The organism is Aeromonas sp. QDB54, assembly GCF_027707385.1.
Lineage (GTDB): Bacteria > Pseudomonadota > Gammaproteobacteria > Enterobacterales > Aeromonadaceae > Aeromonas > Aeromonas hydrophila.
Map to the genome: position 1 here is coordinate 26636 of NZ_JAPCIT010000023.1, position 21729 is coordinate 48364.

At 63.0% G+C, this 21729-nt stretch carries 19 protein-coding genes; 12 read left to right on the forward strand and 7 right to left on the reverse strand.

The window, feature by feature from the left end; genetic code table 11:
• Positions 1 to 16 precede the first annotated feature (16 nt).
• On the reverse strand, positions 17 to 1183 hold the full coding sequence (gene norW / locus PG881_RS19410; protein WP_270802229.1) for an NADH:flavorubredoxin reductase NorW: 1167 nt from the start codon (positions 1181 to 1183) through the stop codon (positions 17 to 19).
• Complete coding sequence (gene norV, locus PG881_RS19415; protein WP_270802231.1) at positions 1180 to 2664, reverse strand: anaerobic nitric oxide reductase flavorubredoxin; 1485 nt, start codon at positions 2662 to 2664, stop codon at positions 1180 to 1182. Before norV ends, norW begins: the two co-directional genes overlap by 4 nt.
• Before the next feature lie 170 nt (positions 2665 to 2834).
• On the opposite strand from norV, the gene norR reads away from it, so the two are divergent.
• Positions 2835 to 4361 carry a nitric oxide reductase transcriptional regulator NorR gene (gene norR, locus PG881_RS19420; RefSeq protein WP_073348576.1) on the forward strand — a complete coding sequence of 509 codons (1527 nt, stop codon included), beginning with the start codon at positions 2835 to 2837 and terminating at the stop codon, positions 4359 to 4361.
• Positions 4362 to 4440: 79 nt separating this feature from the next.
• Here the strand turns inward: norR and PG881_RS19425 are convergent, their stop codons facing one another.
• Positions 4441 to 5148 (reverse strand): GntR family transcriptional regulator, encoded by a 708-nt coding sequence (locus PG881_RS19425; protein ID WP_270802233.1) that lies wholly within the window; start codon positions 5146 to 5148, stop codon positions 4441 to 4443.
• A 284-nt stretch (positions 5149 to 5432) separates the two neighbouring features.
• Between PG881_RS19425 and PG881_RS19430 the strand changes: the two genes are divergently transcribed.
• Both PG881_RS19430 and PG881_RS19435 read left to right on the forward strand, forming a co-directional pair.
• Complete coding sequence (locus tag PG881_RS19430; protein WP_171279929.1) at positions 5433 to 7019, forward strand: alpha-glucoside-specific PTS transporter subunit IIBC; 1587 nt, start codon at positions 5433 to 5435, stop codon at positions 7017 to 7019.
• A 2-nt stretch (positions 7020 to 7021) separates the two neighbouring features.
• On the forward strand, positions 7022 to 8341 hold the full coding sequence (locus PG881_RS19435; protein ID WP_270802236.1) for a 6-phospho-alpha-glucosidase: 1320 nt from the start codon (positions 7022 to 7024) through the stop codon (positions 8339 to 8341).
• A gap of 69 nt (positions 8342 to 8410) precedes the next feature.
• Here PG881_RS19435 and PG881_RS19440 read toward each other — a convergent pair whose 3' ends face one another.
• Entirely contained in the window at positions 8411 to 9415 is a 1005-nt protein-coding gene (locus PG881_RS19440; protein WP_270802239.1) for a substrate-binding domain-containing protein, read from the reverse strand.
• A 435-nt stretch (positions 9416 to 9850) separates the two neighbouring features.
• Here PG881_RS19440 and PG881_RS19445 point away from each other — a divergent pair, with 435 nt between their 5' ends.
• From PG881_RS19445 to PG881_RS19470, 6 genes are all read left to right on the forward strand, one after another.
• A complete protein-coding gene (locus tag PG881_RS19445) occupies positions 9851 to 10972 on the forward strand; it encodes a branched-chain amino acid ABC transporter substrate-binding protein (protein ID WP_270802241.1) in 1122 nt (373 codons plus the stop codon).
• A 64-nt stretch (positions 10973 to 11036) separates the two neighbouring features.
• Positions 11037 to 11963, forward strand: coding sequence for a high-affinity branched-chain amino acid ABC transporter permease LivH (livH, locus tag PG881_RS19450; RefSeq protein ID WP_011704141.1), 927 nt, complete (start codon positions 11037 to 11039; stop codon positions 11961 to 11963).
• A gap of 94 nt (positions 11964 to 12057) precedes the next feature.
• Complete coding sequence (locus PG881_RS19455) at positions 12058 to 13326, forward strand: high-affinity branched-chain amino acid ABC transporter permease LivM (protein WP_270802243.1); 1269 nt, start codon at positions 12058 to 12060, stop codon at positions 13324 to 13326.
• Positions 13327 to 13426: 100 nt separating this feature from the next.
• Positions 13427 to 14200 (forward strand): high-affinity branched-chain amino acid ABC transporter ATP-binding protein LivG, encoded by a 774-nt coding sequence (gene livG / locus PG881_RS19460; protein WP_024945484.1) that lies wholly within the window; start codon positions 13427 to 13429, stop codon positions 14198 to 14200.
• 10 nt (positions 14201 to 14210) lie between these two features.
• Positions 14211 to 14912 (forward strand): ABC transporter ATP-binding protein, encoded by a 702-nt coding sequence (locus tag PG881_RS19465; protein WP_011704138.1) that lies wholly within the window; start codon positions 14211 to 14213, stop codon positions 14910 to 14912.
• 3 nt (positions 14913 to 14915) lie between these two features.
• On the forward strand, positions 14916 to 15749 hold the full coding sequence (locus PG881_RS19470) for an AraC family transcriptional regulator (RefSeq protein WP_270802244.1): 834 nt from the start codon (positions 14916 to 14918) through the stop codon (positions 15747 to 15749).
• Here PG881_RS19470 and PG881_RS19475 read toward each other — a convergent pair.
• Positions 15746 to 16333 carry a LysE family translocator gene (locus PG881_RS19475; RefSeq protein ID WP_270802246.1) on the reverse strand — a complete coding sequence of 196 codons (588 nt, stop codon included), beginning with the start codon at positions 16331 to 16333 and terminating at the stop codon, positions 15746 to 15748. The genes PG881_RS19470 and PG881_RS19475 overlap by 4 nt on opposite strands.
• Positions 16334 to 16502: 169 nt before the next feature.
• Between PG881_RS19475 and glpE the strand changes: the two genes are divergently transcribed.
• Both glpE and glpG read left to right on the forward strand, forming a co-directional pair.
• On the forward strand, positions 16503 to 16826 hold the full coding sequence (gene glpE / locus PG881_RS19480) for a thiosulfate sulfurtransferase GlpE (RefSeq protein WP_011704135.1): 324 nt from the start codon (positions 16503 to 16505) through the stop codon (positions 16824 to 16826).
• Entirely contained in the window at positions 16823 to 17656 is an 834-nt protein-coding gene (glpG, locus tag PG881_RS19485) for a rhomboid family intramembrane serine protease GlpG (protein ID WP_011704134.1), read from the forward strand. Before glpE ends, glpG begins: the two co-directional genes overlap by 4 nt.
• A 140-nt stretch (positions 17657 to 17796) precedes the next feature.
• Here glpG and PG881_RS19490 read toward each other — a convergent pair whose 3' ends face one another.
• Positions 17797 to 20214, reverse strand: coding sequence for a VolA/Pla-1 family phospholipase (locus PG881_RS19490; protein ID WP_270802248.1), 2418 nt, complete (start codon positions 20212 to 20214; stop codon positions 17797 to 17799).
• A 301-nt stretch (positions 20215 to 20515) separates the two neighbouring features.
• Here PG881_RS19490 and ubiK point away from each other — a divergent pair, with 301 nt between their 5' ends.
• Positions 20516 to 20773 carry a ubiquinone biosynthesis accessory factor UbiK gene (gene ubiK, locus PG881_RS19495; protein ID WP_005307315.1) on the forward strand — a complete coding sequence of 86 codons (258 nt, stop codon included), beginning with the start codon at positions 20516 to 20518 and terminating at the stop codon, positions 20771 to 20773.
• Between the two features lie 129 nt (positions 20774 to 20902).
• Here the strand turns inward: ubiK and fre are convergent, their stop codons facing one another.
• A complete protein-coding gene (gene fre, locus PG881_RS19500) occupies positions 20903 to 21601 on the reverse strand; it encodes an NAD(P)H-flavin reductase (RefSeq protein WP_016348960.1) in 699 nt (232 codons plus the stop codon).
• Between the last annotated feature and the right edge of the window lie 128 nt (positions 21602 to 21729).

Sequence of the window (21729 nt, forward strand, 5' to 3'; positions counted from 1 at the left end):
GGTGCAATGAAAGGGGTTAACGGGGCAGCTGACGCAGCAGCGGGAAGGCGGCGCTCATCTGGTCGCCCCCCACCACGAAGCCGCACAGCTCGCCGGCTTGGTCGCGCGCCTCGGCCACCATGCCGTGGCTGTTCCAGCGGCACTGCCAGGCAAGATCCTCGCCCTTGGTGCGGCCGGCCAGTTGCAGCGGGTAGCGCGGCGTCTTCACCTTCACCAGCATGGGCGGCAGGGTCAGCGGGGTCGGCGTGCCGAGCAGGGTGCGCGCCAGCGCATTGGCCCCCAGCACTATGGGTTGCAGGAAGGGGAGCAGCTGGCCCTGCCACTGCACGCAATCCCCCAGCGCGAAGATATGGGGGTCGCTGGTCTGCAGCCGATCGTCGACCAGGATGCCGCGCTCCACTGCCAGCCCGGCCCCACGGGCCAGGGCCAGATTCGGCCGCAGGCCGATCGCGGCGATCACCAGATCCTGCTCGCTGACGCGCCCGTCAGTCAGAGTCACCCGCCAGCCATCGCCGGGTTGGGCATCTATCCTGGCGAGACCTGTCCCGCACTGCAGGCTGACTCCCTGGCTGCGCAGCGCCTGTTGCAGCGGCTGGGTCAGGGTGGCGGGCAGCAGGGCGCTGAGCGGGCTGTCGGCCAGATCCAGCAGGGTGACCTCGCGGCCATCGCTCGCCATGTCCATCGCCAGCTCGCAGCCGATGAGGCCGGCCCCCAGCACCAGGATGCGGCGGGCCTGCTGGATTGCCCCCTCGGCGGCGGCATACTCCTGCTGGCTGTTGAGGGTGACCAGATGTTCGCTGCCCGGCAGCTCGGGGCGTACCGCGCTGGCACCGGTGGCCAGCACCAGCTGGCCGTAGGGGAATTCCCCCTGCTCGGTCAGCACCAACCGCCGGGCTGGGTCGATGCCGAGCACCGGGCAGTGGGGCAGCAGCGCAATGCGCTGCTGCTCGGCAAAGTCGCTGCCACTCTGGCGGGTCATGGCTGCGGCGGCGCAGCCCCGGCTCACCACGTGGCTCAAGTCGGGCTTGTTGTACTCGTCGCCGCTGTCGGCGGTGATGAGGCGGATGGGCTGCTCGGCGTCCAGCTTGCGCAGGCTCTTGACCAGCTGCTGAGCGGCGAAGCCGCTGCCGATCACCACTATCTCCCGGCTGATGCCGGCGTCACTCTGCGTTGTTGTGCTCATACACAGGCCTCCACCGCGCAGGGTTCGAATACCTCCTTGCCGATGCCGCAACCCGGGCAGAGGAAGCTGTCAGGTACCTGGGCCCAAGGAGTGCCCGGTGCCACCAGCTGATCCGGCTCACCCAGCGCCGGGTCATAGACCCACTGGCAGACGGTGCAGAGCATGGCCTGGTCGTCATCCCATTCGGCAGCCGCCGCTGCAGCTTTCGGCTCAGCAGCGGGCACCAGGGGGGCAGGCGTCACCGCAGCCTGGGTTGTGGTGATCGGGCGGGGCGCGTCCAGCGGGTGCAGCGCCCACTGGCGGGCGAGTTGGCGACCGTGTTCGCGGCATTCCGCCAGCGCCGAGCCATCGGGCCGCCACTTGGCCTTGAGGGAGATGCTGATGTCGAAACCCGCGTCCATCAACCGGGTCTGGATGCGGTCCACCGCGCCGCCGGTCCAGCCGTAGCTGCCGAAGGCCGAGGCACGCTTGTTACGGAAGCGCAGACCGGTGATCTCTTCGAGCATGCCCGCCACCTTGGGCATCATGACGTTGTTCATGGTGGAGGAGCCCACCAGTATCCCCTTGGAGCGGAACACCTGGGTCAGAATCTCGTTCTTGTCGTGGCGCGCCACATTGTAGATCTTCACCGCTACGCCGGGGTCCACCTCGTGGATGCCCTGGGCGATGGCGTCGGCCATCATGCGGGTGTTGTTGGACATGGAGTCGTAAAAGAGGGTGATGCGGTCTTCCTGATAGTGGTCGGCCCACTCCAGGTATTTCAGGATGATCTGGGTGGGGTCCTCACGCCAGACGATGCCGTGGGAGGTGGCCACCATGCTCACCGGCAGGTTGAAGCCCAAAACTTCCTTGATCTTGGCGGTCACCAGCGGGCTGAAGGGGGTGAGGATGTTGGCGTAGTAACGCTGGCACTGCTCCATCAGCTCGGTCTGATCCACCTCGTCGTTGAACAGGTGCTCGTCGCAGTAGTGCTGGCCGAAGGCGTCGTTGGAGAAGAGCACCGCGTCCTCGGTCATATAGGTCATCATGCTGTCGGGCCAGTGCAGCATGGGGGTCTCGATGAATACCAGCTGCTTGCCGTTGCCGATGTCCAGGCTGTCACCGGTCTTGACCGGGTGGAAGTTCCACTCCGGGTGGTGATGATGGCCGGTGATGGAGTCGATGGCGTTGTGGGTGCAGTAGATGGGGGTGCCGGGGATGCTGGCCATCAGCTCGGTCAGGGCACCGGCGTGATCCTCCTCGGCGTGGTTGATCACCACAAAATCGATGGAAGCGAGATCGATCTCGGCCGCCAGGTTCTGCACGAACTCGCGGCTGAACTTGTGATCGACGGTATCGATCAGCACGTTCTTCCCTTCGCGGATGAGATAGCTGTTGTAGCTGGTGCCCTTGTGGGTCTTGTACTCGGTACCGTGGAAGTCGCGTACCTCCCAGTCCCGTTGGCCGACCCAGTGGATGTTGTTCTTGACGTGAATGCTCATCAGGCAGTTCCTCGAATGCAATAGTGTATGTTCGACTTAACCAGCTATTGCAGAGGACGTGCCAATATGTAACTTGTTGTTTTTAATGGATACACATATCTATCATTGTCATTTAGACACCCTCTCTTTATAGTCAAAAACACAAACACACTGTCATTTGGACAATCATCGTGATCTCGACCGACAGCCTGGCGCGCATCGCCCTCGACCTGCAACTCGGCATCTCCCATCAGGACCGCTTCCACCGCCTGATCCAGAGCGTGCGCAGCCTGCTGAACTCGGATGCCTCGGCCCTGCTGCGCTACGAGGGGGGCCAGTTCATCCCCCTGGCTATCGACGGCCTGATGCAGGACGTGCTGGGGCGCCGCTTCGCCCTCAAGGATCACCCGCGCATGGAGGCCATCGCCCGTGCCGGCGACGTGGTGCGCTTCCCTGCCGACAGCAGCCTGCCAGACCCCTATGACGGCCTGCTGCCGGATCACGACGACTTCAAGGTGCACGCCTGCGTCGGCCTGCCGCTGTTCTCGGATCAGGCGCTGATCGGCGCGCTGACCATAGACGGCATGAACCCGACCCAGTTCGACGCCATCAGCGACGAGGAGCTGCGGCTGGTGGGCGCCCTGGCCGCCGCCGCCCTCAACAACGCCCTGCTGCTGGAGCGGCTCGCCCGCCAGAGCAGCGAGCCGCTGGTCCCTGGCACCCGACCCGGCCCGGAGCAGCCGGAGATGATCGGCCAGTCCCCCGCCATGGCCCGGCTGCGCCACGAGATCGAGGTGGTGGCGAACTCCGAGCTGAACGTGCTTATCCTGGGGGAGACCGGGGTCGGCAAAGAGCTGATCGCCAAGGCGGTGCATCGCGGTTCCCAACGTGCCAAGGCCCCCCTGGTCTACCTCAACTGCGCCGCCCTGCCGGAGTCGGTGGCCGAAAGCGAGCTGTTCGGCCACGTGAAGGGGGCCTTCACCGGCGCCATCCACAACCGGGCGGGCAAGTTCGAGCTGGCGGATCAGGGCACCCTGTTCCTCGACGAGATCGGCGAGCTCTCCCTGCCGCTGCAGGCCAAGCTGCTGCGGGTGCTGCAATACGGCGATCTGCAGCGGATCGGTGATGATACCCCGCTCAAGGTGAACGTGCGCATCCTGGCGGCCACCAACCGGGATCTGAAGCAGGCGGTGGTCGAAGGGCAGTTCCGGGCCGACCTCTACCACCGGCTGAGCGTGTTCCCGATCCACGCCCCGGCGCTGCGCGAGCGCCCCGGCGACATTCCCCTGCTGGCCGGTTATTTTTGCGAACGCTGCCGGCTCAGCCTGGGGCTGGAGCGGCTGCGCATCCAGCCACAGGCGCTGCAACTGCTCGAGCGCCACGACTGGCCCGGCAACGTGCGGGAACTCGAGCACGCCATCCACCGCGCCGCCGTGCTGGCGCGGGCCGAACAGGGCAGCCAGGCCCCGACCCTCGCCAGCCATCACTTCAACCTGGCAGCCGGCCCCCTGCCCCCCTCCACCAGCCCCGCCATGGCGCCGGTTGCCCCCTTGCCCGGCGGCCTCGGCCTGCGGGCCGCCACCGACGCCTTCCAGCTCGCGCTGATCGAGCAGACCCTGGCCGCCCATGACGGCAACTGGGCCGCCACCGCCCGCGCACTGGAGCTGGACGGCGGCAACCTGCACCGGCTCGCCAAGCGGCTCGGCCTCAAGGCCTGAGGCGTCCATCCAGGGCCCATCAAACAAAAACCCCCTCGCTGGCTAGGGGGCTGGTATACGCAACAAGATGGGGGGTAGGCTAGCCGCGGGCGCGGCGCAGGTGATAGTCGACGTGATAGTCGTTGGCATTGCGGAACATGATGGAGTAGTTGAGAAACTCGCCGTTCTCACCGTAGGAGAGCGAGGTGAGCCGCAAGATGGGCGCCCCCTGCTCGATGTGCAGCAGTTCGGCCATGCGCCGGTCGGCCAGCACGGCACTGAAGCTCTCGTAGTTGCCGGCGATGGGGAGCTGGCACTCGTTCTCGATGTAGGCGAACTTGGATCCCTCCAGATGGGCCACCGAGAGGGTGCGAAACAGCCGCACCGGCATGTAGCTCTCCTCCACCAGCAGGGCCCGGCCGTCCACCGAGCGCACCCGGTTGGAGAAGTAGACCGACTCGTTCACCTTGATCCTGAGCTGGCTGGCGATGGCAGGTGGGGCCGGCATGGTGCGAAACTCCAGCACCTCGCTGGTCAGGCTGCGGCCCTGTTCACACATCAGCTCGGTGAAACCGCTCAGCCCCTTGGTCTCGTGCTGCACGTCCTTCTTGGTCACGTAGGTGCCGCTGCCGTGGCGCCGCTCCACCAGCCCCCACTCGATCAGCATGTCCACCGCCTTGCGCACCGTCATCCGCGATACCCCGAACTGACTCGCCAGGGTTTTCTCGCTCGGCAGGACATCCCCCACCCGGCAATCCGCCCCGTTGACCCGGATACGTAACCGATCCGCCACCGATTTGTAGATCACTGCTAGACCTCTCTTTACCCAGCCTGGGTGGCGACCCATTTGATCGCCTTTATTTCAACCAGCTGAAAATAAACAATTTTAAATTCAAATAACCCGATAAAAACATCACAAAAACAAGACGTACAACAATATCGCAAAATTTAGATCTCTTTGTCTAAATAAGTGCATGCGCCGGATCACATAACCACCACATATTTCATGAGGGCCTGATCGCTTGTTGTTAGGTTCAATTCAGCAATACGACAACAGCAGTCAGACAATTCTCTAATAAAAAGGGACGCTATATGCTCAGTCAAATTCAACGTTTTGGCGGGGCAATGTTTACGCCTGTATTACTGTTTCCATTCGCAGGTATGGTGGTAGGCATTGCAATCATGCTGAAAAATCCCATGTTCGTGGGAGAGACACTGGCCAATCCTCAGGGACTGTTTTTTCAAATAGTCCATATTATTGAAGAGGGTGGCTGGACGGTATTTCGAAATATGCCGCTGATATTTGCCATCGGCCTGCCAATCGGTCTGGCAAACAAGGCCCAGGCCCGCGCCTGCCTCTCCGTGCTGGTCAGCTTCATGACCTGGAACTACTTCATCAATGCCATGGGGATGACCTGGGGCGACTATTTCGGGGTCGACTTCAACCAGGCGGTGGGTGGCGAGAGCGGGCTGGCCATGGTGGCCGGCATCAAGACCCTGGACACCAGCATCATAGGTGCCATCGCCATCTCCGGCATCGTCACCGCCCTGCACAACCGGTTGTTCGACCGGCAACTGCCGGTCTTTCTCGGCATCTTCCAGGGCAGCTCGTTCGTCACCATCGTCGCCTTCTTCGTGATGATCCCCTGCGCCTGGCTGACCCTGCTGGGCTGGCCCAAGGTACAGATGGGCATAGCCTCCCTGCAGGAGTTCATGCTGGTCTCCGGTCCGCTCGGCGTCTGGGTTTACACCTTCCTCGAGCGGATCCTGATCCCGACCGGCCTGCACCACTTCATCTACGGCCCCTTTATCTTCGGCCCGGCCGCGGTGGAAGGCGGCATCCAGCTCTACTGGGCCCAGCACATGCTGGAGTTCAGCCAGAGCACCCGACCGCTGATCGAGCTGTTCCCCCAGGGTGGCTTCGCCCTGCACGGCAACTCCAAGATCTTCGGGGCCATGGGGATTGCGCTCGCCATCTACGCCACCGCCGCCAGGGAGAACAAAGCCAAGGTGGCCGGCCTGCTGATCCCGGCTACCCTGACCGCCATGCTGGTGGGGATCACCGAGCCGCTCGAGTTCACCTTCCTCTTCATCTCGCCCCTGCTGTTCGCCATCCATGCCCTGCTGGCTGCCACCATGGCGACCGTGATGTACCTGTTCGGGGTCGTCGGCAACATGGGCGGTGGTCTGCTCGACCAGTTCCTGCCACAGAACTGGATCCCCATGTTCCACAATCACGCCGGCATGATGTTTACCCAGATTGCCATCGGGCTGACCTTTACCGGGATCTGGTTCCTGATATTCCGCACGCTCATTCTGAAATTCAATTTGAAAACCCCTGGGCGTGATGAAAGCGAAATAAAACTGTATTCCAAGGCCGATTATCAGGCTGCCAAAAAACAGCGTGGCCATGATATTGCCGGCCATATTCTGGCGGCGCTCGGTGGCGCGGAAAATATCAACAGCCTGAACAACTGCGCCACCCGGCTGCGCATATCGCTACGCGATGCGGGCCTGGCGGCACCGGATGATGCTTTCAAACAATTGGGTGCCCACGGCGTGGTCCGCCACGGTGACAGCATCCAGATCATTATCGGTCTACATGTCCCCCAGCTAAGGGAAAACATGGAGAGCCTGATGAACAACCCCTCCTCCTCTTCTTTCGTAACGGAGTCATGATCATGAAAAAATTCTCTGTCGTCATTGCCGGCGGTGGTAGCACCTTTACCCCGGGCATCGTTCTCATGCTGCTGGAGAACCAGCACCGCTTCCCGCTGCGGGAGATCAAGTTCTACGACAACGATGGCGCCCGCCAGGAGGTGATCGCCGAAGCCTGCCGCGTCCTGTTGCGGGAGCAGGCCCCGGACATCGCCTTCAGCTATGGCACCGACCCCAAGGCAGCCTTCAGCGGGGTAGACTTCGTGATGGCCCATATCCGGGTCGGCAAGTACCCTATGCGCGAGCTGGACGAGAAGATCCCGCTGCGTCATGGCGTGGTCGGCCAGGAGACCTGCGGCCCTGGCGGCATCGCCTACGGCATGCGCTCCATCGGCGGCGTGCTGGAACTGGTCGACTACATGGAGCAGTACTCGCCGGATGCCTGGATGCTGAACTACTCCAACCCGGCCGCCATCGTGGCCGAGGCAACCCGTCGCCTGCGCCCCCACGCCAGGATCCTCAACATCTGCGACATGCCCATCGGCATCGAGGGACGGATGGCCCAGATCGCCGGCCTGCCGTCACGCAAGGAGATGCGGGTACGCTACTACGGCCTCAACCACTTCGGCTGGTGGACCCGCATCGAGGATCTGGCGGGCAACGACCTGATGCCGGCCATCAAGGCCCACGTGGCCAAACACGGCTATGTGCCCAAGCAGGCTGGCCACGCCGAAGCCAGCTGGAACGACACCTTCGCCAAGGCCAAGGACGTCTGGGCCCTTGATCCGGACACCCTGCCCAACACCTATCTGAAGTACTACCTCTACCCGGACTATGTAGTGGCCCACTCCAATCCGGAGCACACCCGCGCCAACGAGGTGATGGAGCACCGCGAGAAACACGTGTTCAGCGCCTGCCGCGCCATCGTGGCGGCCGGCAGCGCCGCGGCCGGCGAGCTGGAGATCGACGAGCACGCCTCCTACATAGTGGATCTGGCCACCGCCATCGCCTTCAACACCCAGGAGCGGATGCTGCTGATCGTGCCGAACCGGGGCGCCATCCCCAACTTCGACCCGGAGGCCATGGTCGAGATCCCCTGTCTGGTGGGCAGCAGCGGCCCCGAGCCACTGCAGGTGGGCAACATTCCGCTGTTCCAGCAGGGCATGATGGGCCAGCAGGTGGCCGTCGAGAAGCTGGTGGTGGAGGCGTGGATCGAGCGCTCCTATCAGAAGCTGTGGCAGGCGATCACCCTCTCCAAGACGGTGCCGAGCGCCTCGGTGGCCAAAGCCATCCTGGACGACCTGATCGCCGCCAACAAGGAGTACTTGCCGCCCTTGCAATAAACGCGGGCCAAACAAAAACCCCCTCGCTGGCGAGGGGGTTTTCTTGTTGATGGCGCTGCCGTGGCGCGATCAGCGCAGGGACTTGACCGAGCGGCGGACGATCAGCTCCGGTTGGACCGTCATCGACTCGACCTCCAGCTCCTTGTTGCGGATCCGGCTCACCAGCTGCTGCACCGCCAGCAGACCGAGCTCGGCCTTGGGGTGGCGGATGGTGGTCAGCGGCGGGCTGGAGAAGCGCGCCATCTCCACGTCGTCATAACCGATCATGGAGATGTCATCCGGCACCTTGACCCCGACTTCCCAGGCGGCGCAGATGGCGCCGATCGCCATGGGATCGTCGAAGGCGAACACCGCGGTCGGCCGCGGCTTGAGGGCCAGGATCCGCTGCATGGCATCGAATCCGCTCTGGCTCTCGTAATCCCCTTCGAAGATCTGCTCGTCTTTCAGGGTCAGACCCTGCTCGCCCAGGGCATCGCGCACCCCGTCCAGCCGCTGCTGGGTGGTCGGCTTGGCCAGCTGACCCGTGATGCAGACGATGTCGCGGTGACCCTGCTCCAGCAGGTGGCGCACGGCCAGGCGCGCACCGATGCGGGCGTTGTCGTTGATGACGTTGGCAAAGTCACACTCGGTACCCCAGTCCAGCACCACTTGCGGCACGTTCTTGTGGATGCGCAGCATGTCGCGCAGCGGGGTATCGATGTCGGTTCCCAACACCAGCAGACCGTCGACCCGCTTCTCCATCAGCATGCGCAGGTAGTGCTGCTGACGGGGCGGCTGGTTCTCGGTGTTGCAGAGGATCAGGCTGTAGCCCTGCTCGAAGCAGTACGCCTCCACCCCTTGCACCACTTCCGCAAAGAAGGGGTTGGCACTGGTGGTCACCAGCATGCCGATGGTCTTGGTCGAGTTTATCTTGAGGCTGCGCGCTACCGAGTTGGGCGCGTAGTTGAGTTCTGCCACCGCCTCAAGCACTTTTTGGGTTGCGTCTTCGCTGACCCGACGGGTGTGATTGAGTACATGTGAGACGGTGGAGATGGATACGCCTGCGCGGGAGGCGACATCCTTGATAGTGGCCATCTCTGTCTCCTGAAGATCAAAGGCGGAACATTAGCAGATTTCCCGAATAAAGGCTTGGTTTTAACGAGCACTGCCAATGAATTGTCAATGCTGGCTAATCTAGGCGCTCATTTCTATTTGCGCAAACGGATTTTGGTCAAAATGGGAGCAGTGTCAGGGTAAAATATCGTCAGTTTTTTCATCTATCATTTATCGAAAGCACACCTTGTTGAGAAGATGTTAATCAACACCTTCAGCATCAATATCTAAATCAGATTTCAATATTGGTTATTTGTTTCAAAAAAGCACTATTCCACCCTCTCTGGTTAGTATCTTTAACAGCTTGTTATTGCCCAGCGAGGAATGATAGAACCATACCTATTGCCGGACTGGCGGGATCACGGTTCGGAATGGCACACGGAAAATGAAACAATCCACTGATTAAGGGACGAATCGATGAATAAGTTGAGCAAAATGGCAGTCAGGACAGCGGTTTCTATGGCCCTGTTCGGATCGGTATCACTGGTCCACGCGGCGGACACCATCAAGATCGGCATCGCCGGTCCGGTCACCGGCCCGGTCGCCCAGTACGGCGACATGCAGTTCACCGGCGGCAAGATGGCGGTCGAGCAGATCAACAAGGCCGGTGGCATCAAGGGCAAGCAGATCGAAGCCGTCATCTATGACGACGCCTGCGATCCCAAGCAGGCCGTGGCGGTCGCCAACAAGGTGATCAACGACGGCGTCAAGTTCGTGGTCGGCCACCTTTGCTCCGACAACACCCTGCCCGCTTCCGACATCTATGAAGATGAAGGCGTGCTGATGGTCACTCCGGCCTCCACCAACCCCAAGATCACCGAGCGCGGCTATCAGCTGGTGCTGCGTACCATCGGCCTGGACAGCGACCAGGGTCCGACCGCCGCCAAGTACATCATCGAGCAGGTCAACCCCAAGCGCGTGGCCGTCATCCACGACAAGAAACAGTACGGCGAAGGCATCGCCTCCAGCGTGAAAGCGGCGCTGGACAAGGCCGGCGTCAAGGTGGTGGCGTTTGAAGGCATCACCGCTGGCGACAAGGACTTCTCCGCCCTGATCGCCAAGCTGCAGAAAGAGAACGTCGACTTCGTCTACTACGGCGGCTATCACCCCGAGCTGGGTCTGATCCTGCGTCAGGCTGGCGAGAAGGGGCTCAAGGCCAAGTTCATGGGTCCGGAAGGGGTCGGCAACAAGGATATCTCCGCCATCGGCGGTCCGGCCTCCGAAGGCCTGCTGGTGACCCTGCCGAACAAATATGACCTGGTGCCGGCCAACGCCCCGCTGGTTGCCGCGTTCAAGGCCAAGGGCCAGGACTCCTCCGGTCCGTTCGTGTGGACCACCTATGCCGCGGTGCAAACCCTGGCTGCCGGTATCGCCAAGGCGGGTGAGGATGACCCGGCTGCCGTGGCCGCCGCCATCAAGGCCGCACCGATCGATACCGTCATGGGCACCCTGAGCTGGGCTCCGAGTGGCGACCTGAAAGGCTTTGAATTCGGTGTGTTCCAGTGGCACGCCGACGGTACCTCCACTCAAGTCAAATAATCTGCCGGTCGGGGTGACATGAGTCACCCCTCCTTTCTTTGCGGGCAAGTACAGGGAACGCAGTATGTCCGAACACTTCCTTTACCTGGTTCAGCAGTTGCTGAACGGGTTAACCATAGGCAGCACCTATGCGTTGATCGCCATCGGCTACACCATGGTCTATGGCATCATCGGCATGATCAACTTCGCCCACGGCGAGGTCTACATGATCGGCTCCTATGTCGCTTTCATGGTGATGGCGGGGCTCATGATGATGGGCATCGACAGCACCTTTCTGCTGCTGGGGGGCGCCTTCCTGGTCAGCATCGTCATCACCGGCACCTATGGCTGGACCATAGAGCGGGTCGCCTACCGCCCGCTGCGGGGCGGCAACCGGCTGATCCCCCTCATCTCCGCCATCGGCATGTCGATCTTCCTGCAGAACATGATGCGGATGGCCCAGGGCTCGCGCGACATCGCCATGCCCACCCTGATCTCCGGCGGCTGGACCCTGGGTGAAGCCGACGGCTTCCAGGCCAGCCTCTCCTGGATGCAGCTCATCATCTTCGTGGTGACCTTCATCACCATGCTGGCCCTGACCCAGTTCATCGGTCGCTCCCGCATGGGCCGCGCCTGCCGCGCCTGTTCGGAAGACATCAAGATGGCCAACCTGCTGGGTATCGATACCCACGTGGTCATCTCCATCACCTTCGTGCTGGGGGCTACCCTGGCTGCCGTCGCCGGCGTGCTGCTCGGCATGTATTACGGCGTCATCAACCCCTACCTCGGCTTCATGGCCGGACTGAAAGCCTTCACCGCCGCGGTACTGGGCGGCATCGGCAGCATTCCCGGCGCCGTGCTGGGCGGCCTGCTGCTCGGCGTGGTCGAGGCGCTCACCGCCGGCTACCTCAGCACCGAATACAAGGATGTGATGGCCTTTGCCCTGCTGATCGGCGTGCTGCTGTTCATGCCCACCGGCATTCTGGGTCGCCCGGAGGTGGAGAAGGTATGATGCAACATCAATTCATTCATGCACCTATCACCTGTCTGATGCTGCTGTTCATGTCCATATACAGCATCCAGGGTCGCCCGGAGGTCGAAAAGGTATGAAAAAACAATTCATTCATGCCTGCATCGCCAGCCTGGTGCTGCTGGTGCTCTCCTTCTGGCTGCTCGGCTTCAAGCTCGAAACCGACGGCACCCGCCTGCTGGTGACCAGCCGGCTCGACGTGTCGCTGGCCTGGCTGCTGGGCGGCGCCACCCTGGTGTTCTGGTTCCAGCTGCTGCGCGGCCAGATAAGCCGGCTGTTTCAGGCCTCCATCAGCGGCTTCTCGGTCGGCTTCACCAAGCTGGTGCTGCCGAGCCCCGAAGAGGCCCCCAAGCTCTATAACCTCACCGCCGTGCTGGTGCTGTTGTTCGCAGTGAGCTGGCCCTTCATGGCCTCGCGCGGTGCCATCGATCTGGCCACCCTGGCCCTCATCTACATCATGCTGGGGCTGGGCCTGAACGTGGTGGTCGGCCTCGCCGGCCTGCTCGATCTCGGCTACGTCGGCTTCTACGCGGTCGGCGCCTACAGCTATGCACTGCTCAACACCTACTTCGGGCTCAGTTTCTGGGAGTGCCTGCCCATCGCCGGGCTGACGGCCGCCACCTTCGGCTTTTTGCTCGGCTTCCCGGTGCTGCGGCTGCGGGGGGATTATCTGGCCATCGTCACCCTGGGCTTTGGCGAGATCATCCGCATCCTGCTCAACAACATGACCAGCCTGACCGGCGGCCCGAACGGAATCTCCGGCATTCCCAAGCCGACCCTGGGCGGCCTGGAGTTCAACCGCACCGTCAAGGATGGCGGCTTCGAGACCTTCCACGAGTTCTTCGGCATCGCCTACAACGCCAACCACAAGGTGATCTTCCTCTACCTGATGGCGCTGGTGCTGGTGATCGCCACCCTGTTCGTCATCAACCGCCTGCTGCGCATGCCGCTCGGCCGCGCCTGGGAGGCATTGCGGGAAGACGAGATCGCCTGCAAGTCGCTGGGGCTCAACCCCACCATCATCAAGCTGACCGCCTTCACCATTGGTGCCTGTTTTGCAGGCTTCGCCGGCAGCTTCTTCGCCTCGCGCCAAGGCTTCATCAGCCCGGAGTCCTTCGTCTTCATCGAGTCGGCCATCGTGCTCGCCATCGTGGTGCTGGGCGGCATGGGCTCCCAGATCGGGGTAGTGCTGGCCGCCATCGTGATGACGGTGCTGCCGGAGCTGGCGCGCGAGTTCAACGAGTACCGCATGCTGATGTTCGGCCTCTTGATGGTGTTCATGATGATCTGGCGGCCGCAGGGATTGCTGCCGATGACCCGTCCGCATCTGGAGTTGAAAAAATGAGTGCAAATCAGAAGTTAATGGAAGTCTCTGATCTGTCGATGCGCCACATGGGTGGACTGTTGGCGCTGGCTCACTCCACTCTGACCCGGGAGCTGAGAAAATGAGTACTCATCAGAAGTTAATGGAAGTCTCTGATCTGTCGATGCGCTTCGGAGGGTTGCTGGCCGTCAACGGCGTCAAGCTGGACGTGGACAAGGGGGAGGTGATCTCCATTATCGGCCCCAACGGAGCGGGCAAGACCACCGTCTTCAACTGCCTGACCGGCTTCTACCGCCCGAGCGGCGGCATCATCCGCTACAAGGGTGAGGAGATCCAGGGGCTGCCCGGCCACCTCATCGCTCGCAAGGGCATAGTGCGCACCTTTCAGCACGTGCGACTGTTCAAGGACATGACGGCGGTGGAAAACCTGCTGGTGGCCCAGCACAGGCACCTCAACACCGGCTTTCTGGCCGGGCTGTTCAAGACCCCGGCCTTTCGCCGCGCCGAGCGGGAGGGGCTGGAGCAGTCCGCCTTCTGGCTGGAGAAGGTGGGGCTCAAGGATCTCGCCAACCGCGCCGCCGGCAACCTGGCCTATGGCCAGCAGCGCCGGCTCGAGATTGCCCGCTGCATGGCGACCCGGCCCGAGCTGCTGATGCTGGACGAGCCGGCCGCCGGCCTCAACCCCCACGAGACCGACGAGCTGAACGAGCTCATCTCCAACCTGCGGGACGAGTTCGGGGTCTCGGTGCTGCTGATCGAGCACGACATGAAGCTGGTGATGGAGATCTCCAACCGCATCTTCGTGGTCAATCAGGGTACCCCGCTGGCCCACGGCAAGCCGGACGAGATCCGCAGCAATCCGGCAGTGATCAAGGCCTATCTGGGCGAGTCGTAAGGACAAAAAGATGTTAGAACTTCGCAACGTATCGACCCACTACGGCAAAATTCAGGCGCTGCACGACGTCAGCGTCCAGGTAAAAGAGGGGGAAATCGTCACCCTGATCGGTGCCAACGGCGCCGGCAAGACCACCTTGCTGATGACCCTGTGCGGCGAGCCCAAGCCGAGCAGCGGCTCCATCTGGTTCGAGGGAGAGCAGATAGACTCGCTCTCCACCGCCCGCATCATGCGCAAGGACATCGCCGTGGTGCCGGAGGGGCGCCGCATCTTCGCTCGCCTAACGGTGGAGGAGAACCTGCTGATGGGAGCCTTCTTCGTCGACAAGGCCGAGCAGCGCGGCCTGCTGGATCAGATTTTCACCCTGTTCCCCCGCCTGCACGAGCGCCTGGAGCAGCGCGCCGGCACCATGTCCGGCGGCGAGCAGCAGATGCTGGCCATCGGCCGCGCCCTGATGAGCAAACCGCGCCTGTTGCTGCTGGATGAACCCTCGCTGGGGCTGGCCCCCATCGTCATCCAGCAGATCTTCGACACCATAGAGCAGCTGCGCCGCGACGGCATGACCATCTTCCTGGTGGAGCAGAACGCCAACCAGGCGCTCAAGCTGGCCGATCGCGGCTATGTGCTGGAGAACGGCCACGTGGTACTGCAGGACACCGGGGCGGCCCTGTTGGCCAACCCGGCCGTCCGCCAGGCCTATCTCGGCGGCTGACCCATGAGCAGGGCCGACACGGCGCCGGATCACCACAGTTTCTGGCACGATCCGGCCCTGCCTTTCATCGAGGCGCGGGCGGTACAGGATGGCCGCCGCGTCTGCTATGACAAGCACAGCCACCCCCACTTCTCCATCGGCGCCATCACCGGCGGCCACAGCCACTATCTCAACCAGCGTAGCCGGCAGGAGGTCGGCCGCGGCCACCTGGTGCTGATGAACCCGGAAGAGGTGCACGCCTGCAACCCGATTGCGGATGAGCCCTGGTCCTATCTGATGTTCTACCTCGATACCGGCTGGCTGCAGCGCCAGCAGGAAGAGGCGGGGCTGGGCGACGCGTTTCGTCCCTTCGACATGACCGCAAGCCGGGATCCCCTGCTCTACCAGGGGCTGTGCCGGCTCCACCGGCAGCTGCGGCAGGAGCCGGAGCCGCTCGCGCGCGAGGTGGCCTGCCACCAGTTCAGTCGTCAGCTGCTGGCCAGGCTCACTCCGGCCAGCTGGGACGATCGGCCGCCGCAGCACCTGCAGCGGGCCGCCGAACTGATGCAGGACGACTGCAGCAGCCCCCTCACCCTCGCGCAATTGAGTGCGGTGGCCGGGCTCACCCCCTCTCACTTCGTGCGCAGCTTCAGCCGCCATTACGGCATGACGCCCCACGCCTACCTGCTCGATCAGCGCATCCGCCATGCCCGCACCCTGCTCAGGCTGGGAGAGCCGCTGGCGGAGGTGGCGCTGGCCAGCGGTTTTGCCGATCAGGCCCACTTCCAGCGCCAGTTCAAGCGGCGGGTGGCCGCCACCCCGGGTCACTACCGCAATCAACTGACCCGGCTGGGCTAGCGCACCAGATAGGCGGCGCAGAGCAGCAGCAACAGCGCCATCACCCGGTTGAACCAGCGCAGCCGCTGCGGCGCAAGCAGCAACCCCTGCAGGCGACTGCCGGCATACGCCCAGCAAGCGATGGAGCACAGACAGATGACCAGGTAGAGGCCGCTGAACAGGGCCACCTGCCCCACCCCGCCCGCACTGCCATAGGCGCCCATCCCCATGCTGGCGGCGAGCCAGGCCTTGGGATTGAGCCACTGCATCAGTGCCCCGTACCAGAAGGAGGGCGCCACCCCGTCGACCCCCTCCACCCGGCCGCTGTCCACCAGCAGCTGCCAGGCCATCCAGCCGAGAAAGATCACCCCGGCCCAGCGCAGTACCTCCGCCGCCAGCGGCCATTGCAGCAGGGTAGCGCCCAGCCCCAGTCCCATCAACAGCAGCAACAGAATGAACCCCAGGGTGGCCCCGACCACGTGGCGCAGGCTGGCCGCAAAGCCGTGCCTGGCGCCGCTGCCGAGGGCGACCAGGTTGACCGGCCCCGGGGTGATGGACATGGCCAGGGCAAACCCGGCCATGGATAACAGCAGACTCGTCTCCATGAATAACGCTCGTATCGGCAAAAGGAGCCCCCAGCCTAGCCGGCACCCCGCCCCCGGTATTGAAGGAAATTGCGATCAGTCACGACAATAACCGGACACATTGCGGGCTTAGCGCCGGCCCCCGCTTGCGGTAAACTGACCCTCAATCACCTATTCGCAGGACATGTTAATGGACCAGTTTGCCCATATCAGTGCCCATGATGCCCACCAGAAGCTTGCCGCCGGTGCAGCCCGCCTCGTGGATATTCGCGACCCCCAGTCGTTCGAGACGGCCCACGCGGTCGGCGCCTTCCACCTCACCAACGGCACCCTGGTGCGTTTCATGAACGAGGTGGACTTCGATACCCCGGTGATCGTGATGTGCTATCACGGCAACAGCAGCCAGGGCGCCGCCCAGTACCTGCTGCAACAGGGGTACGATGAGGTCTACAGCCTGGATGGCGGCTTCGAGGCGTGGCGCAGGGAGTTCCCGATCCAGGCGGGCGACGCATGATCCAGTTGCTGGTGCTCGACAATGCCCGCATGGCCCAGGCGCTGGTGGACTATCTCTCCACCCTCGGCATCTCGTGCGAACTGACCCAGTCCGAGCTTGGCGTCTCGGTCTGGCTGGCAGACGAACAGCGCCTCGCCCAGGCCCAGCTGGAGGTGAAACGCTTCCTGGCCGAGCCGACCCACCCCCGCTATATGGAAGCCTCCTGGCAATCCGGCCGGGCCGATGCCCGCATCGACTACAGCAAAGGGATGACCGACCCGGTCACCGACTTCCTGCATCAGGCCGGGCCGTTGACCCTGGTGGTGATCATCGCCTGTCTGGCCATCTACGGGCTCGATGCCATCGGCTTGCCGATCTTCGATGAGCTGGCGTTCCACCCGACCCTGGCCCAGTTCACCGACTGGCAGGCGTGGCGCTACTTCACCCCGGCCTTCATCCACTTCTCGGTGCTGCACCTGGTGTTCAACCTACTGTGGTGGTGGTATCTGGGGGGCCAGATCGAACAACGGCTCGGCAGCGGCAAGCTGCTGATCCTGCTGCTAGTAGGCGCCGCCCTGCCCAACCTGGCCGAGTTCTTCGCCAGCGGCCCGCTGTTTGGCGGCCTCTCCGGGGTGGTCTATGCCCTGCTCGGCTACTGCTGGCTGCGCAGCAAGTTGCAGCCGGCCTGCGGCCTCACCCTGCCACCGGCGCTGATGGGCTTCATGCTGTTCTGGCTGGCACTCGGCTTCTTCGATCTGCTCGGCACCCGCACCGCCAACATGGCCCACCTGGCCGGTCTGCTGGTCGGGCTGCTGCAGGGCTGGCTGGACAGACACCACCAGCCCGCCTGAGTGCTAGTGATCATCGAGGTGCAGCAAGCTGCTCGGCAGCCTGAGCGGCCACCAACCAGACCAGCCTGAACCGGCGACAAGTGCGATGCTGGAAAACAAAACGCCGCCCCGAGGGGCGGCGTTTTTATTGGCCGACTGGCTTACTGCTTGAGCAAGCTGCCGTTGGTCACCTTGACCGCAGTACCGCCGCTCATGAAGAAGCTGGCGAACTGGGACTGCATCTCGGTGGTCACATCGCCGCTCGGGTCGAAGTTCTCGTCCGGCGCCAGCAGCGAGCTGTGGCCACCGGCCACGAAGCGGGCCGCGTTGTGGCTGGCCGCACCGGTGGCGGTCAGCGGCTGCAGAGCCAGCACCTTGAACAGCGGCTCGGTACCACCCAGCGGGGCGGAGGCGATGCTGTTCGGGATCACCTGGTCAGATAGGCTCAGCGCGCCATCGCCGACGATCTCGGTGGCGAACAGCGGGAAGCTGCTCTGGATGCCGCGGCCGAGGTTGATCGGGTCAGCCGAATCCAGCACCGACTGGGCCGCGAAGCTGTAGCTCTGCAACGTGCTGGCCGCCGCCGCCTGCTGGGTAGTGCTCAGGCTGGGCAGGAACTCGTTGACGAAGCAGGTCGGCACCGCGGTCTTGCAGTTGGGCGCGTAGGCGGTGAAGCCCGCTTTCAGCTCGGCACTGCCGCTGGTCAGCACGCCCATCTTGATGGTCGGACCGAAGGTCGGCGAGTTCAGCAGCAGCGGCGCGATGCCGCCACCCGGCATGGCCAGGCCGCCGGTATCGAACTTGAACAGGGCATCCGCCTGCGCATTGCCGATGGGCTGGTTGGCAACCGCCAGCAGGTTGGTTCCGGAGATGGCACCCAGGGAGTGGCCCAGGAAGTGCACCTTGAGGCTGCCGGCGGTGCCGATGGCACCCTTGGCATTGGCCAGACCGACCGCCAGACGCAGACCCAGCAGATCTGCCACGCTCTGTTTCAGGTTGTCGCGGGCCACGGTCAGGTAGCTCAGGTTCAGATACGGGGTCGGGTTGTCGGAGGTGGTCACGGTCGCCATGCTGCCGCTCAGAGCGAAGCCGCGCTCACCGTGCAGCGGGTGATCGATCACCACCAGCGCCACCTTCTTGCCTGCCTGCATGCCGGCATAGATCTGGCCCAGCGCCAGCGCATAGGCGTTCTCTTTCACCGAGGTGACGCCGTGCTGATAGATGATCACGTCGGTGATGGTGTTGAGGGCATCCTTGGCGAAGACCCGCATCGGCACCGACTGCACCTCTTCCAGCATGGGCAGCGGGTTGAAGCGGCCGATGTTCTGCTCGGCATCCAGCGGCTTGCCGCCGGAGGTGAGGGTCACCCCGATCAGCTTGCTCGCCTCGGCCAGCAGCTCGGCCTGACGGGTCGGATCGGCAATCAGCGTCGCCAGCAAGGCCGGGTCCACACCCGCGCCCACCAGCCCGGCGATCACTTCGCTGTCGGACGTTTTCAGGGCATTGGCGATGGCGTACAGGCTGGGGATGGCGCCGTGCCAGGACTGGGTCTTGGCCTTGTCCCAGGAACCGGCGGTGGCCGGCGAGGAGAGGAAGTAAGGCAGCTTGACGGTGCCGGTATAGACCTTGGTCGCTTGAGCGATCGGGTTGAGCGGAGCGCCGGGGCCGAAGGCGGTGGCAATCGCATCTTTCTGCTCCTGCGGCAGGAACTGCTCTGCGTCCAGCTGGGTCAGGAAGGCATTGCTGCCGGTCACGCTCAGGGTATAGGTGCCCGGCAGGCTGGTGTTGCCCTTGGCATCCTGCTTCCACAGGGCGGCCGCATCCAGGGTCGGGCTCTTCAGCACGGACGCCGCAGCCCCTTTCACCGCGACCAGCACGTCGGCGCCAGACTGGGTACCGAACCAGTCGGAGAAGATGACGTGATCGGTGGAGACGCCGGTGGCAGCCTTGAACAGCCCTTCCTGCAGGGCGATCAGACCGTTGATGGTCTGCTCCTGGGCATTGCTGCCGACGTTGTTCTTGTAGTTGCCGTAGTCGTTGCCGGCCTTGACCGCGTTGCCGTTGCTGTCCTTGAGGGAGTCGGTGGCCACGATCATGTAGTAGGAGGAGGGATTCAGCGGCTTGAGCGGCACCAGGTTCAGTTTGCCGGCCGAAGCGGCCACCACGAAGTCCACCCCGTAGGTCAGCACCTTCTTCACGCCGTTCGGGCGCAGGGCGGCGCTGTCAAAGCTCAGCTCCAGCAGGTAGAGCGGCGCGACCGAAGCGGCAAACTCCGCCGCGGCCGGGGCCTGCACCTGGATGCCGGATGATGTCACGGGCACGATCTGGATTGCCTGGGTCGTGGACCAGCCATCCAGGGTCGACATGGCCGAGACCGGGTTGGAGAGATCTGCCGTTTCGGTGGAGAATTTCAGGGTGCCATCGCTGGCCCGGGCTGCCAGAGCACTGGGGCGCACGGCGTTGGAACCGGTCAACAGATAGTCGAGATAGCTGGAGGTGTCGCCTTTGTTATCGTCACTGCCACCACAGCCAGCCAGCATAGCACTGACAACCGCGGCGTAAATTAGCTTCTTTTTCATATCCTTATCTCTTTTTAGTTGTTATCCATGAAATGCTGACTGAGTTGGGTGAGAACCCGACCGGTACATCTTAACAGCAACGCAACAATTATTAAGCCTCTGGTCGGTCATCTGATCTGCTTTTTTTGTGTACAGCATCAAGGAATTGGAATAGAAACGGGACTCGATAGGTTAACAGCTTCATCCCGAATACCAGACCCGACCAGCGACTGCCCGTATGGCAGCTGGCAAAAAGCGACCCTCGATCTCGGCAAAGCGGATCAATTGCCGGTAGAATGGCGCATTGCTTAAGGAGAACCACATGATCGACCCGAAGAAACTGGAAGAGATCGCCAAACAGGTGCACAACTCCCTGCCGCCCGGCATTCGCAGCATGGGTGAAGAGGTGGAGAAGAAGATCCGTCAGGTGCTGCAGTCCCAGCTGGGCAAGCTGGACCTGGTCAGTCGCGAAGAGTTTGACGTGCAGACCAAGGTGCTGTTGCGCACCCGCGAGAAGCTGACCGCGCTCGAGGCCAAGCTGGCCCAGCTCGAGCAGCAGCTCGGTGCCAAGGGCGAATAACGCAGGTCGCCCATAAAGCAAACCCCAGCCAGGCTGGGGTTTGTTGTTTCTGGCCTGCCGCAAGGCAAGCAGCAGGCTGACTCAACGAGGCCTCCTCGGTCACGCTAGGTGGCCGGCCTCATGCCGAACTCAGATGAATTCGTAGGCGTCGCCGAAGATGCGCTCTGGCTCGGCGCCCAGGATCTTGAACTCCTCCCGTGCCGCGCCCGCCATCTCGAAGCGACCGGCGACATAGATGTCGTAGTCGTGCAGGCTGACAAAATCATCCATGATGGCCTTGTGCACCAGCCCGGTCTTGCCGGTCCAGTCCGCTTCCGGCTCCTGCACCACCGGGATGAAGGTGAGCGGGGCGTAGTCGCGCTCCCACTGCTGCATCTGCTCCTGCTCGTAGAGCCAGTGCGCCTGGCGCACACCCCAGTAGAAGAACACCGGGCGCTTGCTGCCGGTATCGATCAGGTATTCCAGAATGGAGCGGGCATAGGAGAAGCCGGTGCCACCGGCCATCAGGATCAGCGGTCGGGGCGACTCTTCCCGCAGGAAGGCCTTGCCCGCCGCCAGTTCAATCTCGATCTCCCCCTGCTCGCGCATGCGGGCCAGCACCTGGCCGGCATAGGCGTTTTCCGGGGTGGCGCCGATCTGCAGCTCCAGCATGCCCGGACGGGTCGGCGAGTTGGCGATGGAGAAGGGACGCTTGTCCGAATCGCTCATCACCACCAGCAGATACTGGCCCGGCTTGAAGCTGACCTCTTGCAGCGGCGTCAGGGCCACGTGCCAGATGGTGTCGACATATTCGCGCAGTTCCTCTACGCGGCACTTGATACGTTGCATTCTTATCCTTGTGACGGGCTCGCTCGGCCCGCTTTCGCTCTTGATTCACTGTGGACTGGCGACCAGCAAAGTGGTCAGGTCAGTCGAGCATACCCAATTCAGCTCAAATGGCATCAATCTTTTGCATC